This window comes from Geitlerinema sp. PCC 7407 (assembly GCF_000317045.1).
GTDB lineage: Bacteria > Cyanobacteriota > Cyanobacteriia > PCC-7407 > PCC-7407 > PCC-7407.
The window spans coordinates 1,053,901-1,069,093 of record NC_019703.1; the positions used below are offsets into that span (position 1 = coordinate 1,053,901).

Here is a 15,193-nt window from a genome sequence, read left to right on the forward strand (position 1 = left end):
CGGGGCTTGGACAGGAGTTTGGCGGCCAAATGCCCCTTTTCTGGGAATCTCGCTAAGATACTTGGGTTCTGTTTGTGCAACGTTGAACTTCACAGAATGACCCTTGCGCCTTGGCGATCGCCCCTGAGTCGGGCTCTGCACCGCAACCGCTCCCTGGTTTACGCCCGCTATCTTCAGCTCGCGACCGTCCGGCCCGACGGGCGCCCTGCCAACCGAACCGTGGTGTTTCGCGGCTTTCGAGAAGGCGACAACCGGCTCCAGTTTGTCACCGACAGCCGCAGCGAAAAAATCAGCCAGCTGCATCAGCAGCCCTGGGCCGAAGTGTGCTGGTACTTTCCCAAGACGCGGGAGCAGTTTCGGCTGTCGGGGCGCCTGGGCGTGATCGATGGGGCAGAGCCGGAGCCGCAGCGTCAGCAGGAGCGCCAAGACAGCTGGCGATCGCTCTCAGACAACGCCCGAATCCAGTTTGCTTGGCCCCATCCCGGCTACGCCCGCGCAGAGGCCGCTGACTTTGCGCCGCCCCTGCCAGACCCCGACGTTCCTGTCGCCGACTTCTGCCTGCTTCAGCTCGAGCCGACCTGGGTGGATCACCTAGAGCTGCGAGGCGAGCCGCAAAATCGCTGGCGCTACCACCTCGAACACGAAGAGTGGGTGGTGCAGTCCATCAATCCCTGAGCTAGAGACAGCTTAGAGCCCCCCCAAAGCGCTTCGACGAGCGGCTGGCCCCACATGGAAGCCGCAAAAAAAGCGGGGACACCCGAAGGGGTCCCCGCCGTCATCTGGAGCCATAACTTTGGCGATTAGATGCCCGAACCGCCCAAAAATTCTTCGATTTCGCGATCGCGCAGCTGGCACTGAGGCGACTTCTCTAGGGCGTCCCCAGCCCCCACCAGGGCCATCAGCCGCTCCTCCGTCAGCGCTGGCGACGACCTGACCGACTGCTGAAGCGACTCAAGCTGCTGCTCGAGCTGCTCGATGCGATCGACCAGGGAGCGAATCACCTGGGCCTCGGAGTCCGGCAGGCTGCCGTGCTCCAGCGGGTTCACCCGGACGCCCGAGCGATAGATAATTCGGCCCGGTATGCCCACCACGGTGCAGTCTGAGGGGACATCCCGCAGCACCACAGAGCCCGCGCCAATGCGGACGTTATCGCCAATCTCGATGTTGCCGAGCACCTTGGCCCCGGCACCCACCACGACGTTTTCGCCCAGGGTGGGGTGGCGCTTGCCGCTTTCCTTGCCGGTACCGCCCAGGGTCACGCCCTGGTAGATCAGGGCATAGTTGCCCACGATGGCCGTTTCCCCGATCACGACGCCCATGCCGTGGTCGATGAAGACGCCCCGACCAATGCGGGCGCCTGGGTGAATCTCAATCCCGGTGATGAACCGGCCTAGATGAGAAATCATGCGGGGAATGAGGGGAATACCGAGACTTCTCAGCCAGTGGGCAAATCGATGAAAAGTGAGAGCCTGCAGCCCTGGATAGCAAAGGAGAACTTCCAGCCAGTTTCTAGCAGCGGGGTCCCGCTCGAAAATGATGCGAAAGTCAGTCCGGAGGGTATTCAGCACGAGTGGTTACCACCTGCGGTGACAGAAGCCACTCACTATTTTAACGCCTAGGCGAAAGACCCCGATCGCTCTGTCAGGAAACCCCCAGGACATCAGTCCCAGGGGTGGAGGGTGATATTTAGACGTTGGTCTTCAGAGGTCTCTAGAGGTCTTTGGCGTCTTTGCAAAGAAGCGCTGGTTTTTGGGAGCGCAGATCACTGCTCTTCGACGGTGAGGCGGTAGCGGAAGCGATCGCCCGCCTGAAGGCTGCCCACCCACACTTCGTAGGTGCCTGCCTCAAAGGAGCCGCTGATGCTGGCGTCTTTGCTGGTTTCGGTGTCGTCGCCGCAGCGTACGGTGCTTTGGTTGGGGCCGCGCACCAGCAGGGTGCTGTCCTTGCCGCTCTCGACTTTTAGGGTGATGGGGCCTGTGCCCGGCGCGATGGTAATCAGGTGGTCAGGAACTTGGTAGTCACGGCTGTAGCCCAGGCAGCGCTGGCCGTCGCGATCGCGGTTGGCGATGCGCGGCAGGTCCATCGTCCCGCCTGTGGAGCCAGACGCCTGGACCTTGGTGAATCCGGGTTCTAGGGCAAGGGTCCCATAGGTCGCTGTTTGGGCGATCGCTGCTGAACCGATGACCCCTAGGGCCAAGCTGGCGATCGCGAGTCCGCCCGACAATTTTCCGACTCGTTTCATGAGAAAACCTCCTTGCATTGGTTGCACCCCTCACACAAGCCTTCGCTTTCAGGGCGATCGCGCCTATGTTTCGCAAGTCCTATAGACGCTCTCTTTGCCCCAAAAGTTTCCTGCTCCGTAACGCTGGCGTATCCAATGACACTGTCCCTTCGGCAGCCTGAGCGCTCTTCCCAAACGCCACCTCCCAGACAGAAAGCCCGATGACCGAAGTCACCAGGCTGAAATTTTGAGGAACTTTGTCAGGAGAGAGTAAGCCAACTTAGTTTGCCGGAGCGGGCTCAGGAGCCGTCGCTGGAGCAGGACTACTGGGAGATTCGGGTGCGCTTTGCTGCTCCGCTGCGGGAGCCTCGTTTGCCGGGGCGGGAGCCTCAGCCGGCTGCTGGGCTTCACCACCGGACTGCTGCACCGGATTGGGAATATTAATGTCAATGTTGGGCGCTTGGGGCGCGGGCTGCTCGGCGGGCTGCTGAGGCTGGGGAGCGGGCACCGGAATGACTTCCTGGGTCCGGTCGATGGTCCGCTCAATGATCGTGGTCTCCTGCTGCGGGCTGGGAGGAGCTGCCTGGTTTTGCGGCTGATTGTTTTGAGGAACCGGGATGATCGTGGGTAGGTTATTTTCTTCGCGCTGGTTGAAGAGGAACAGCGCACCCCCCACTAAGCCCAGCAGCGCCATCACAAAGATCCCCAGCAGGAGACCCCGCGCTGCATTCTCATTGTCACGGGAAGCTTGCAGATTGTAGCGAGCTCGTTCGTGGGCCAGCCGCTCCTCGGCGACTAAGTTGCGGTCTTTGGCATTTTGACCTTGGACGTAGCCGTTTCGGTAGGCAACCTCGCTGCGCGTGGCGGGACGGGCATCGGTGCTGCCCTGGAGGTTGGTTTGCTGGGGAGGAATCTTGGACGGATCTTGGTTAGCCATTTTTCTATCTCGAATCGTGATGATTGATGAGGAATTTGGAAGCGAAGGTCTTGAGTCAGAAATCGCTAAAAGTAGATGAACAAACGCTGAATAAAGACAATCTTTGAGATAAATCTGTCAGAGAGCTTTGCTAAAAAGGAACTTTCATTTCCTTGTTTTCTACCTTAGGCGATCGCTCTTAGAAACTCCTCTATCCTGAGAATAGAATGCTGCCTCTGTCTGATGGAATAGTTGAGTGCTTTTTGGAATGTTTGAATTTGATTATTGGTAGTTTGTTTGCTTGATTTGATCGCTGTTGATCTAAGAATTTCTAAGGAATTACTAATTTGTCAAAAAATATCTACTGTAACTTGCAGATAGCTCAGGGAATCTAGAAAACGTGCGGAAGTTACTTTAAATAGACGCTTGTCGTCTACTTCTAGAATCTTTGGTGAAACTCAGCCTTTAAGAAGCTTTTGTCAGATTTACATAATTGCCACAAAAAAGCCGCCCTGACGGCGGCTAGAGAGGTCACTTAGGAAGTTATGCGGAAAGAGCAGTTTTGTTGCTACAAGCGGATTACCACCACTTGCGATCGCCGTTTTCGTCCATTCGAGCTTGACGAATAACGTCAGAAATTTCCTCGGCGTCCTTCACGTGATGCAGCGCTTTTTGCTCACCGTTGGGTTCATCTACCACAAAGTAGGTGGGAACTTGAATGTGATCGCCGGTGATATCGGGCGAATCGACAGCCAGCTGTTCTGACTTTTCGTCAAGATCTTTAGCATCATCAATGCGATCGCCCGGATTAGCAGTCAAAGGCGTTTTATTATCTGATTTTTGATCAGTCATACTATTTCCTCTGCGTCTCTGCGGGGCCGCTGTGCTAGAGGGCTATCCGATTGGCGAAGAAACTGACAACAGAAAAGTTGTGAGTACTGACCAATGGAATAGCGAAAAAACTAACAGCCCACAAGCAAGAATGAATCGCTTGTTACTGCCATTAAAGCTAGAGAAAATACAAATCAAATCACCCTAGAGTGATAGACCCATCGGCGATCGCCCAATCTCTCTCTTAGGAGATTCTCCGGCAGAGAGAGCGGCTGGCGCAGGGCTCTGTCGCGGGAGGCACCTAGCCTGTTTGCAGGGGCCAAACCGCTGTTCGAAATGACTTCAAACAGCGAAAAAAACACAAAAAATCCCTCCCGTTTTGAGGGGGAGGGAGGGTCACCAAACAGCAAACTCCGGCGCGCTAAGCGCTGAAGTATTTGGCGCTCGGGTGGTATGTCACGATGGCCGTGGTGGATTGCTCAGGATACAGCTGCTCACTTTCGTCCATGTGCAGGCCCAGGCGATCGGCTTGGAGCAGCTCCAGCAGGGTGGACTGGTCCTGGATATTGGGGCAGGCCGGGTAGCCAAAGCTATAGCGAGAGCCCTGGTAGCGCTGGGCCAGCACGTCACGAATATTGTCCGGATCCTGAGCCCCGAAGCCCAGCTCCCGGCGAATCCGGGCGTGGGTCCACTCGGCCAAGGCCTCAGCCATCTGCACCGCCAGACCATGGAAATAGAGGTAGTCGGTGTACTGGTTGCCTGCAAAGAGCGTCTGAGCGTACTCCGTGGCGATCGCCCCCACCGTCACCGCCTGCATCGGGAAGACATCCACCTGGCCCGACTCCTGGGGCGCAAAGAAGTCCGCAATGCACAGCCGCCGCAGAGACTTCTGGCGCGGGAAGGCAAAGGTCGCGACCGGAGCCGATCCAGCCAGCTCAGCGCCGAGGGCCGGATCGTAGAGGTGCAGCGAATTGCCCTCCGCCTGGCAGGGGAAGTAGCCGTAGACCACCTGGGGATGGAGCAGTTTCTCCTCGATGACGCGCTGCTTCCACGTTTCCAGAATGGGGTAGACCTTCTCCGCGAGGAACGCGTCGTACTCCTCCCGTGATTGCTCCTTGGGCTTGCGGAACTGCCACTGACCGGCGATCAGCGCCTGATGGTCGAGATACCAGAAAATCTCTTCCCACGAAATATCGTCCGGCCCGAGGATCTGAGTCCCCCAAAAAGGCGGCGTAGGCCGGGAAATATCGGCGCTGACGGCTTCAGAGCGGCGGGTATCCTCAACGGCGATCGCCTCAGTCTCGTCCTTGAGCGTCTGCTCGCTCACCGTCTCCGTCTCGCTGCGCTCCCGGACTGGCTGCCCCGCCTCATCCAAGAAGCCCTGGGCATCATCCCAGCGCCCCGCCACCTTGGCAGGCATCAGCTGATCCATAAAGTGAAGATCAGAGAAAGCATCTTTGCCATAGATCACCTGGCCTTTGTAGGTCTGCTGGCAATCCTCATAGACGAACTTCGGCGTCAGGGCCGCGCCACCCAAAATCACCGGCACCGTGATGCCCCGCTCATTAAACACCGCCAAATTTTCTTTCATGAAGGCAGTCGACTTCACCAGCAGACCGCTCATGGCAATGCAGTCTGCCCGGTGCTGCTCGTAGGCCTCGATGATGTTCTCCACCGGCTGCTTGATGCCCAGGTTGATCACCCGGTAGCCGTTGTTGGACAAGATAATGTCCACCAGGTTTTTGCCGATGTCGTGGACGTCGCCTTTCACCGTCGCGATGATGAAAGTGCCCTTGCTGCTGTCGCCCGAGTCCGCCTTTTCCATGAAAGGCTCTAGGTAGGCGACTGCCGCCTTCATGGTTTCCGCCGACTGGAGCACAAAGGGCAGCTGCATCTGGCCCGAGCCAAATAGCTCCCCGACCACCTTCATGCCGTCCAGCAAGAAAGTGTTGATGATCGTCAGGGGCGCGTAGGTTTCCAGGGCTACCTTCAGGGCGTCCTCGAGGCCGATGCGCTCGCCGTCGATGATGTGCTGCTTTAGGCGGTCCTCGATGGGCAAGTCGGCGATCGCTGGCCCAGAGCGAGCATCCTTGCTGCTGACCCCCTCAAACAGCTTCGTCAGCGCCGTCAGCGGGTCAAACACGCAAATGCCATTGTCAAAGCGCCGCTCATCGTAGATCAGCTGGCGACACACCTCCCGATGGTCGGGGTCGATCTTGGCCAGCGGCAGAATCTTGGCCGCGCTCACAATGGCCGCGTCCATGCCGACGCCCATGGCCTCGTGGAGAAACACCGAGTTCAGCGTGATGCGGGCCGCCGGGTTCAGGCCAAAGGAAATATTGGAGACCCCCAATAGGATGTGACATCCCGGCAGGTGCTCCCGGATCATCCGGATCGACTCGATGGTGGCTTTGCCGTTGGCCCGGTCCTCCTCGATGCCGGTGGAAATGGGCAGCGCCAGCGGATCGAAAAAGATTTCGTAGGCAGGAATGCCGTACTCGACCGCTGCCCGATAGGCCCGCTGGGCAATCTGGAACTTTTTCTCGGCCGTCCGGGCCATGCCCTCTTCGTCGATGGTGCCGACCACGATCCCGGCGCCGTAGCGCTTCGCCAGCTCCAGCACCTTGAAAAATCGCGGCTCGCCATCCTCATAGTTGGTCGAGTTGAGGATGCACTTGCCCCCCGCTACCTTCAGGCCCGCCTCCATCTTTTCCCACTCGGTGGAGTCGAGCATCAGGGGCAGCGTCACGTTGGTGACCAGCCGCGAGACCAGAGCGTTCATGTCTTTGACGCCGTCGCGGCCGACATAGTCCACGTTCACGTCCAGGACGTGGGCTCCTTCGCGCACCTGGGCCTTGGCGAGGGACACCAGGCCATCCCAGTCTTCGGCATTTAGCAGGTCGCGGCACTTCTTGGAGCCGCTGGCGTTGAGGCGCTCCCCGATGATCAAGAACGAGTTGTCCTGCTCGTAGGGCTGAGCGCTGTAGATCGAGGCCGCAGCGGGGGTGTAGTGCAGGGCGGTGCGCTCTTGGGTCGCGGCGCTGCCGTTGAGGTTGCTTTGGCGGACCTCCCGCGCCTTGGGGGTGAGGGTTTGGGCGAGGTCTGCCAGCTGGGCGATGTGGTCGGGCCGCGTGCCGCAGCAGCCGCCGATCACCTGGACGCCCCAGTCCTCCACAAACCGCATCAGCGCCATACGCAGCTCGGTGGGGGTGAGCTTGTAGTGGGCGTGGCCGCCGACATTCTCAGGCAGGCCGGCGTTGGGGATGCAGGAAACCACAAAGGGGGACTGCTCGCAGAGATATTTGATGTGCTCCATCATCCGGTCGGGGCCGGTGGCGCAGTTGAGGCCCAGGATGTTGATGGGGTAGGGTTCCAGGATGGCCAGGACGGCGCTGATGTCGGAGCCCACCAGCATGGTGCCGGTGGTTTCCATGGTGACAGAGACCATCAGGGGCAGGCGATCGCCTTTTTCGGCAAAGACCTCTTCGATGGCATTCAGGGCGGCTTTGATTTGCAGGACGTCCTGGCAGGTCTCCACAATAAAGAGATCGACGCCGCCGTCGTAGAGCCCCTGGGCCTGGACAGTGAAGGCCTCCTTGAGGGTGTCGTAGTCGATGTGGCCGAGGGTGGGCAGCTTGGTGCCGGGGCCGATGGAGCCCGCGACGAATCGGGGCTTGTCGGGGGTGGAGAATTCGGCGGTGCAGGACTTGGCCAGCTCGGCGGCGGTTTTGTTGAGCTCGTAGGCGCGATCGCCGAGGTCGTACTCTGCCAAGACGAAGGTGCTGCCACCAAAGGTGTCGGTCTCAATCACGTCGGCCCCGGCTTCGAGAAACTGCCGATGGACGGTTTTGACGGCCTCGGGCTTGGTAAAGACGAGGTACTCGTTACAGCCTTCGTACTCGGGGCCTCCAAAGTCCTCGGCGGTGAGGTTTTGAACCTGTAGGTTGGTACCCATGGCGCCGTCGAAGACGATGACGGGCCGCTCTGGACTGTAGAGGCGTTCGAGAAAGAGGCTTTTCATCGGTGTTGGAAACGAGCGTTGAGGATGGAAACGGGCGATCGCGTCTGGCGATGCGAATTTGGCGATGCCAAGAGGACAGACTCCCAAAGAGCCCAAATCTAGACGCTTTTATATTTTGCCGGATTCCTAGGCGTTGACCAGCAGGCCAGGCGCAGAACCGTCGAGACTGGTGTGCCAAGCCGCGAGATCGGCAAAAGCGCGATCGCGATAGGCCCCGTAGCGCTCCGGTTTGCTGCGAATCCGCTGACCCAGATCGGGCAGGATGCCAAAGTTGGGCGGCATGGGCTGGAAATGCTTCGGCGAGGCGGAGCTGATGAAGGCAAACAGAGCGCCCATCATGGTCGTCGCGGGCAAGACCAGCGGATCGAGTCCCCGCGCGACGCGGGCGGCGTTGGTGCCCGCTAGCCAGCCGCCCGCCGCGGCGGCGGTGTAGCCCTCCGTGCCCACCAGCTGCCCCGCCGCAAACAGCGTGGCCCGACTGCGAAACTGGAGACTGGCATCCAGCAGCTCCGGCGAGTTGATAAAGGTGTTGCGGTGCATGACGCCCATGCGGACAAACTCCGCATTCTCCAGGCCCGGAATCAGCCGGAAAACCCGTTTTTGCTCGCCCCAGCGGAGGTTGGTTTGGAAGCCGACCATGTTCCACAGCTGACCGGCCTTGTCTTCCTGGCGCAGCTGCACCACCGCGTAGGGCCGCTTGTCCCGATTTGCCGGATCTTTAAAGTCTCCGAGCCGCGCGTCAAACAGGCCGACGGGCTTCATGGGGCCGTAGCGCATGGTGTCTTCACCGCGCCGGGCCATTTCCTCGATGGGCAGGCAGGCCTCAAAGAATTTGGCGGTTTCGCGCTCGAAGTCCTTGAGCTCGGCCTGCTCGGCCTGGCACAGCTCTTGCCAGAAGTGGAGGTACTGTTCCCGGCTGAGGGGGCAGTTCAGGTAGGCCGCTTCGCCGCGATCGTAGCGAGAGGCGAAAAAGGCTACCTCGTGATTAATCGATTCGCCGATCACAATGGGGCTGGCCGCGTCAAAGAAACTCATGTAGGCCATGCCGGTAAAGCGCTGCAGGTCCTCAGCGAGGGCGGCGCTGGTCAGGGGGCCAGAGGTCAAAACGACAATGCTATCGGTGGGGATGGCGGTGACTTCGTTGCGCCGCAGCTCTACGAGGGGATGCTCCGCCAGGGTGCGGGTCAGGTCCTGGCTAAACTGGCCCCGGTCCACGGCCAGGGCACCCCCGGCGGGGACAGCGTGCTCGTCGGCCTTGCCGATGATGATCGAGCCCAGGCGACGCAGCTCTTCGTGCAGGAGACCAGCGGCGCGATCGGTGGCCTGAGCCCCAAAGGAGTTGCTGCACACCAGTTCGGCCAGTTCTTCGCTGTGGTGGGCAGGACTGGCCTGAAGCGGCCGCATTTCGTGGAGGATCACGGGGACCCCGGCCTGGGCGATTTGCCAGGCGGCTTCGGTGCCTGCGAGTCCGCCGCCGATGACGTGAATGGGTTGTTGCTCAGATGCCATGGTGCCCGTTGCCCTAAACCAGAGATTTTCCATTGTACCGCTCTGGTTTGGGTGTCTAGGCGGAGGCTTTGGGGGGAGATGTGGGCGCACCGAGAAGGGCGATCGCCACGCCAAGGAGCAGCAGGCCTGCGCCAAACCCCACCCACAGGTCTGGCCGCTCCCCAAACAGCCAGTACCCCAGCAGACTGGCGCCGACCGGCTCAAACAAAATCGCCAGGGAAACCCAGGTGGGCGACACCCAGCGCAGGACCCAGTTGATGCTGGTGTGTCCCACGAGCTGGGGCACGATCCCCATTAGCAGCGCCCAGCCGTAGACGCTGGCGGGTAGCTGGCGGTAGGCCAAGCCCAGCAGGCTGGGCAGGGGCAGCAGCAAGAGCGCAGCGGTGCTGTAGGCGATCGCCCCATAGGCGCGCGTGCTCAGACCCTGATGCTGGGCTTCGCGGCCCAGGATCATATAACCACTGGCTGCGATCGCCCCCACCAGCGCCAGCCCATTGCCCAAGAGGGGCGCGCTGCCGGGACTCGCCCCGCCGCTGCTGCCCCAGCCGATCAGCAAGCCGCCCGCCAGGGCCAGCCCGATCCCCAGGAGCGATCGCCGCGACAGCCGCTCCTGCCAGACCAGCCAGCCGATCAGCGCCACCCACAGCGGGTTGGTGGTGACCAGAGCCGTCGACGCAGCAATCGAGGTATAGGACAGCGAGGTGATCCAGGTCGCAAAGTGAATCGCCAAACACAACCCCGCCCACCGAGCAAGCACCACAGAATCCGCCGAAGCGAGGCGGCGAGGCGGTTGGCCCAGGCTCAGCAGCGGCAAAATCAAGGCCGCGATCGCCAGCCGCGAAGCCGCCAAAAAGAGCGTAAAAGCGGGCGATCGCAACCCCGCATCGGCGATCGCCAGCCGCACAAAAATCGCTGCGGTCGAAACCGCCAAAATGCCCCCCGCCAGCACCAGCCAAATCTGCCAGCGGGGGGCCTGAGAGTCTGCATCCATGGGCGCTCTGGGTGATGAGTGTCCCCAGTATCCTACGCAAACGCTGGGTGCTCACCCTGGCGGTGAAGCGGTTTTTTGGGGCGCGATCGCCCCTGCCAGTGCCCGGCCCAAAAGCCATCTGCTCAATCCGCAAAACGAAAGCGAGCCTGGGGGCGAAAGCGGCTTCCCAAAAGAAAAGTTCGCGGTTTCAGCACCAAACTCGCCAGAAATTTACGAATCAAAAGCGTTAAAAGTACCCAAAAGTGGGGACTCTATTTTCAGACAGACTCATAGACTCACTGCCCCGGCCGGGTTCGGCTGGGGTTTCTTTGTCTGGCTTCCGGACGCGCCCCCCTGGGAGGAGTTCCCCAAAGCTACAAACCTTCGCACTTCTGGCCTCTAGCGACCTCTAGGGGCCAAGCCAGCCTCCACTCAGCCTTGAGCAATTGGGCGAGGCGATCGCCTTTTGATATGCCCAAAGTGTGAAATCAGTCAAGATCTGGTGATTTTGGTTTAAGAAATATTGCGAAAGCCCGGAACCTGCGTTAAGTTTCATAACAGATAAGGTTTTCTCCAGGAGGCCAGAATCATGGAAAATCAAGAGCCCAAGTTCGGCTTTACCAACTTCGCTGAGACCTGGAATGGCCGGCTTGCCATGCTGGGTTTCGTTGTTGGCCTGATCACCGAATTGGTCACCGGCCAAGGCATCTTGTCCCAGCTCGGCCTGATGTAATTTTTGTTCCATCGCAACCAAGCTGGCCTGAGATCGTTAACTTAGCTGCAAGAACTGGGGGATTTACGTCCCCCAGTTTTTTTGTGCGGTCAGCGGTGAGTGGAAAAAATTGCAACAATCCCTTGCACGCGAATTTCTTTGTGGCAGTGTGGATTGGTAGCCATTGTCTCTGATGAAACCGCTATGGCAGTCGATATCCGGCCCCTCCGTACCGCGAAATTCCGCGATCCTTGGATTTACGTTGCTTGGGCTGCGGTGGGTCTGATCTTTGTGGCGGGTTTGACCTCTTTGTTTCTGCGCCAGTCGGTGGTCAACACGACCGTGTCTGCTGAACCCGAAGAACCGGCAGAGCTGGCGCCCATCAAGCTGCCGCGCGCCTGGCTGGGGGCCACGCGGATCGATGTGAAGGCCGTCATCCCAGACAACCGCTGGCTCACCTACGAAATTCAGATCCTAGATGCCAAGGGCGCGCCGCTCGGTTCGGCGATCAAGCAGGCCTGGCGCGAGTCGGGGACCTGGTACGAAGAGGGAGAGTCTGGTTCCTGGGCGGAGGACGACTTGTGGGGTGGCCTAGACGTACGCTCTGCCACCAAAGACCAGACAGGACCTGTGACCATCGCGGTGAATGTGCTGGAGTATGGCCTGACCTCGGGGCAAGAAATCGAGGAGCCTGTGAGCTTCCGGGTGCAGGTGAGCCGAGGCGTTATCGATAGCCGCTATTTGTGGGGGGGATTCTTTGGTTCTCTGGTGCTGGCGGTGCTGGCGTCCCTGTCGGTGGGCCAAAGCGGCAAAAAAGTGATTGCTAAAAAGATAGACGACAGCGACGTGGGCGATCGCGCCGTGGTGGGTGGCCCCAACCGCTTGGTGCGCGTTAGCGTGGACGTGGCTTCTGATGAAACGTCTCCCCAGTCGCTCCAGGTCAACCTCTATCTCAAAAATGGCGATGGCGACCAGATTTACGCCCGGCCGGAGACCGTGAAGCTCACGCTCCACAAAGATGAAGACGGCAAGCTGGATCGAGCAACCGGTCACCTAGACGCATTTTTTGTCCTGGAGCCCCGGGGCTCCTATGGGTTCTATGCGACGGTGATGCCGGATGCTCCGGTGGATTCAACGCGTCTGACGGTGCGCGACGGGGCGGTGACTCGCCAGCCTGTGGACGTGATCACGCTGCGTCAGAGCTAGGGGCGATCGCTTTTAGGAGCCATCGCCCGCACTGCGCGAAGTCGCCCATTCAAAAATTTTGGGTCAAGGGGAAGGGAAATCATGCTCACCAAACTTTTTGCAGTCGTAGCCATTGCGATCGCCATGGGAGCGATCTACGGAAGCTACACCCAGCGCTCGGCGCTGCACCTGGGCCAAGAAGCCCAGGCGGCCTACTGGCCGCGCCACGGCACCCGCCTGTCGGGCCACTACCACAACAGCGTCTGGGTGCCGCTGCCGAGTCGCACGGTGTACGGCGGCTTTCAGGGGGGCGGTCCGGGGGTTGGCAAGTAGCCTTTGTGTCCGGTGATGGCACAAGACAAGATTCCTGCGCAACCTTGCCGAGAAGCCCTCAATCCTGATTTAAGATAGCTGCCCAATTTATGTCTGCGATCGAACCGTTAAATTCTTTGGACGCTGCCCCTGAGCCGCATTCCCTCACGCGTCAGCAGTGGCGCTTGCTGCTGCTGACGACGGCGGTGTCGTCGAGCTGCGGTCTGGCTGCGGAGCTGCTTTTGGGGACCCTTGCTAGCTATCTGGTGGGCAATCAGGCCCTGGCCTATGGCGTGGCGGTGGGGGTGTTCTTGGCGGCGATGGGCTTAGGGGCTTACCTGAGCCGATTTGTCGCTCTTCAGGGCGATCGCCCCCAGCAGCAGCGCCAGCTTTTGCGCTGCTTTTTGCAGGTGGAGTTGGCGATCGCGCCTTTGACGGCCTTTTTGCCCCTGGGGCTGTTTGCCCTCTTTGTGGCCGGGGGGACCCTGTGGCCGGGCCTCTTTTTGGCGACGGTGATCCTGGGGACTTTGGCCGGGATGGAGGTGCCCCTGCTGACGCGCCTGGTCGAGCAGGAAAAAGGCTTGCGGGATGCCCTCTCGGGGGTGCTGGCCCTGGACTATGTGGGGGCGCTGTGCGGATCGATTGCGTTTCCGGTGCTGCTGCTGCCGCTGATCGGCCTGTTTCCGTCAGCGGCGGCGATCGGGTCTTTGCCGGCGTTCATGGTGTTTTTCCTAGGGCGCGAGTTTCCCCGGCTGCGCCGCTGGAGCCACTACGGGCTGGCGGTGGCGATCGCCCTGCTGGTGTTTGCGCCGCTGTCCGTGCCCCTGAGCGATCGCCTCGAAAACAGCCTCTACGGGGCGCCCGTGGTCACCCGGCTCCAGTCGGCCTACCAGCGCGTCGTCGTCACCCGCATGGGACGGGACGTGCGGCTGTTTTTGGATGGGGACTTGCAGCTGTCGACCCTCGATGAGTACCGCTACCATGAGGCCCTGGTGCATCCGGTGATGAGCGCCAATCCCCACCGCCGCCAGGTGCTGCTGCTGGGGGCCGGGGACGGCATGGCCCTGCGGGAGGTCCTCAAGTGGCCGGAGGTCGAGCGCGTGGTCGTTCTGGAGCTGGACCCCACCGTGGTGAAGCTGGCCCAGCGTCATCCTTTTTTGCGGCGCTCCAATCAGGGGGCCTTCGAGGATCCGCGGGTCGAGGTGCAGTTTGCCGATGCCTTTCTCGCGGTGCCCAAGCTGCCCACGACCTTTGATGTGATCATTGCGGACTTTCCAGATCCCGATCGCGACACCATTGCCAAGCTCTACACCCAGGGGTTTTATCAACAGCTCGTGTCTCGCTTGGCCCCGGACGGGGTGATGGTGACCCAGGCGTCGAGCTCGTTTTTTGCGCCCAAGGTGATGGCCTGCATCGCCGCCACCCTCCAGTCGGTAGGCATGGCTGTGCACCCCTACAGTGTGGACGTGCCGAGCTTTGGACCGTGGGGGTTTGTGCTGGCGGCGCGATCGCCTCTGGACCTCTCGGCGCTGACGCTGCCGGTGGAGACTCGCTTTCTGACCGAGCCCTTGCTGGCCCAGATTTTCGTCCTGCCCAAGGACATGCAGCCCCAGCCTGTCGAAATCAACCGCTTGGCTCGTCCGGTCATCGTCCGCTACCAGAGCGATCCTCACTGGGCGGTGTATTACTAAAAACAGTGCCGGAGATCGTGACTGCGATCGACAATCTTGAAACACATGCCTTGGAGAGGAGATAAGTCTCTATGCTGTCGCTTTTTTTGCTGGCGATCGTGGTTGTCGTGGTGGGGGGCGCCTTTCTTTACTGGCGACAGCAGCGCTTGGAAGGGGCTCCGCCCCAGGCGTCTCTGCCCACGGCGGCCCGCACGGTCTTTGACTTGCAGGTGGGGGACATTGTGCAGTACCTGGCGACAGACTGGGTGGTCGAGGGACGGCTTGACTACAACGACAATGGCTACACCTGGACGGAGTACCTGCTACAAGACGACGATCGCCTGAGCTGGCTGTCGGTCGAAGAAGACGATCGCGTGGAGGTGGCCCTGCTAGAGGTGACCACCGATCTGGAACTGGGCGCAGAGCCGCCGCGCCAAATCACCTACCTGGGCGACTCGTACCGGCGCGTCGAGGCGGGGGTGGCGATGATGAGCCGCATTGGCCAGACGCGCCAGCGACAGGCCGAGAAATGCCGCTACTTCGACTATGAAGGCCCCGACGACAAGGTCTTGTCCGTCGAAATCTGGAATGGGGAGCCTGAGGTGACTGTCGGCAAGCGCATCCGTCCGTCGTCGCTGACGATCTTGCCGGGTCAGGGTCGCAGCGTTTATCGCGAATAGGGCGATCGCGAATCTATCTTGGGCTAGACAGGCAAAACTGCGGGCTCTTCGGCACTCTAGAAAGGAGAGACGCCTCCAGGGCGACTCCCCTGTACGATGCTTGGTTTGGTGGCGATCCCGGCTGGCTGGGCAGTAGCGCAGCGGCCCCTTTGATGTTGAGAGAGCC

At 60.4% G+C, this 15,193-nt stretch carries 13 protein-coding genes; 6 read left to right on the top strand and 7 right to left on the bottom strand.

What is annotated here, in order from left to right; all coding sequences use genetic code 11:
- The first annotated feature begins 96 nt into the window (after nucleotides 1-96).
- A complete protein-coding gene (locus GEI7407_RS04515; RefSeq protein ID WP_015170947.1) occupies nucleotides 97-675 on the top strand; it encodes an Npun_F5749 family FMN-dependent PPOX-type flavoprotein in 579 nt (192 codons plus the stop codon).
- Nucleotides 676-800: 125 nt separating this feature from the next.
- On the opposite strand, the gene cysE is transcribed toward GEI7407_RS04515, so the two are convergent.
- The 7 genes from cysE to GEI7407_RS04550 form a co-directional block, all read right to left on the bottom strand.
- Complete coding sequence (gene cysE, locus GEI7407_RS04520) at nucleotides 801-1,568, bottom strand: serine O-acetyltransferase (protein WP_015170948.1); 768 nt, start codon at nucleotides 1,566-1,568, stop codon at nucleotides 801-803.
- A gap of 194 nt (nucleotides 1,569-1,762) precedes the next feature.
- Nucleotides 1,763-2,242 (bottom strand): hypothetical protein, encoded by a 480-nt coding sequence (locus GEI7407_RS04525; RefSeq protein WP_015170949.1) that lies wholly within the window; start codon nucleotides 2,240-2,242, stop codon nucleotides 1,763-1,765.
- Nucleotides 2,243-2,501: 259 nt separating this feature from the next.
- Entirely contained in the window at nucleotides 2,502-3,158 is a 657-nt protein-coding gene (locus GEI7407_RS19320; RefSeq protein WP_015170950.1) for a hypothetical protein, read from the bottom strand.
- Nucleotides 3,159-3,716: 558 nt separating this feature from the next.
- On the bottom strand, nucleotides 3,717-3,989 hold the full coding sequence (locus GEI7407_RS04535; RefSeq protein WP_015170951.1) for a hypothetical protein: 273 nt from the start codon (nucleotides 3,987-3,989) through the stop codon (nucleotides 3,717-3,719).
- A 400-nt stretch (nucleotides 3,990-4,389) separates the two neighbouring features.
- Nucleotides 4,390-7,989 (bottom strand): methionine synthase, encoded by a 3,600-nt coding sequence (gene metH / locus GEI7407_RS04540; RefSeq protein WP_015170952.1) that lies wholly within the window; start codon nucleotides 7,987-7,989, stop codon nucleotides 4,390-4,392.
- 126 nt (nucleotides 7,990-8,115) lie between these two features.
- Complete coding sequence (gene trmFO / locus GEI7407_RS04545; RefSeq protein ID WP_051030678.1) at nucleotides 8,116-9,498, bottom strand: FADH(2)-oxidizing methylenetetrahydrofolate--tRNA-(uracil(54)-C(5))-methyltransferase TrmFO; 1,383 nt, start codon at nucleotides 9,496-9,498, stop codon at nucleotides 8,116-8,118.
- Nucleotides 9,499-9,553: 55 nt separating this feature from the next.
- Nucleotides 9,554-10,489, bottom strand: coding sequence for a DMT family transporter (locus GEI7407_RS04550; protein WP_015170954.1), 936 nt, complete (start codon nucleotides 10,487-10,489; stop codon nucleotides 9,554-9,556).
- A 568-nt stretch (nucleotides 10,490-11,057) separates the two neighbouring features.
- Between GEI7407_RS04550 and GEI7407_RS04560 the strand changes: the two genes are divergently transcribed.
- The 5 genes from GEI7407_RS04560 to GEI7407_RS04580 all read left to right on the top strand — a co-directional run bounded on the left by GEI7407_RS04560 (nucleotide 11,058) and on the right by GEI7407_RS04580 (nucleotide 15,027).
- On the top strand, nucleotides 11,058-11,201 hold the full coding sequence (locus tag GEI7407_RS04560) for a chlorophyll a/b-binding protein (RefSeq protein WP_015170955.1): 144 nt from the start codon (nucleotides 11,058-11,060) through the stop codon (nucleotides 11,199-11,201).
- A gap of 183 nt (nucleotides 11,202-11,384) precedes the next feature.
- Nucleotides 11,385-12,386 carry a hypothetical protein gene (locus GEI7407_RS04565; protein WP_015170956.1) on the top strand — a complete coding sequence of 334 codons (1,002 nt, stop codon included), beginning with the start codon at nucleotides 11,385-11,387 and terminating at the stop codon, nucleotides 12,384-12,386.
- 81 nt (nucleotides 12,387-12,467) lie between these two features.
- Nucleotides 12,468-12,698: a hypothetical protein gene (locus GEI7407_RS04570; RefSeq protein ID WP_015170957.1), complete on the top strand. Its 231-nt coding sequence runs from the start codon at nucleotides 12,468-12,470 to the stop codon at nucleotides 12,696-12,698.
- A gap of 89 nt (nucleotides 12,699-12,787) precedes the next feature.
- Nucleotides 12,788-14,368: a polyamine aminopropyltransferase gene (locus GEI7407_RS04575; RefSeq protein ID WP_015170958.1), complete on the top strand. Its 1,581-nt coding sequence runs from the start codon at nucleotides 12,788-12,790 to the stop codon at nucleotides 14,366-14,368.
- A 71-nt stretch (nucleotides 14,369-14,439) separates the two neighbouring features.
- Nucleotides 14,440-15,027 carry a DUF4178 domain-containing protein gene (locus tag GEI7407_RS04580; protein ID WP_015170959.1) on the top strand — a complete coding sequence of 196 codons (588 nt, stop codon included), beginning with the start codon at nucleotides 14,440-14,442 and terminating at the stop codon, nucleotides 15,025-15,027.
- Nucleotides 15,028-15,193 lie beyond the last annotated feature (166 nt).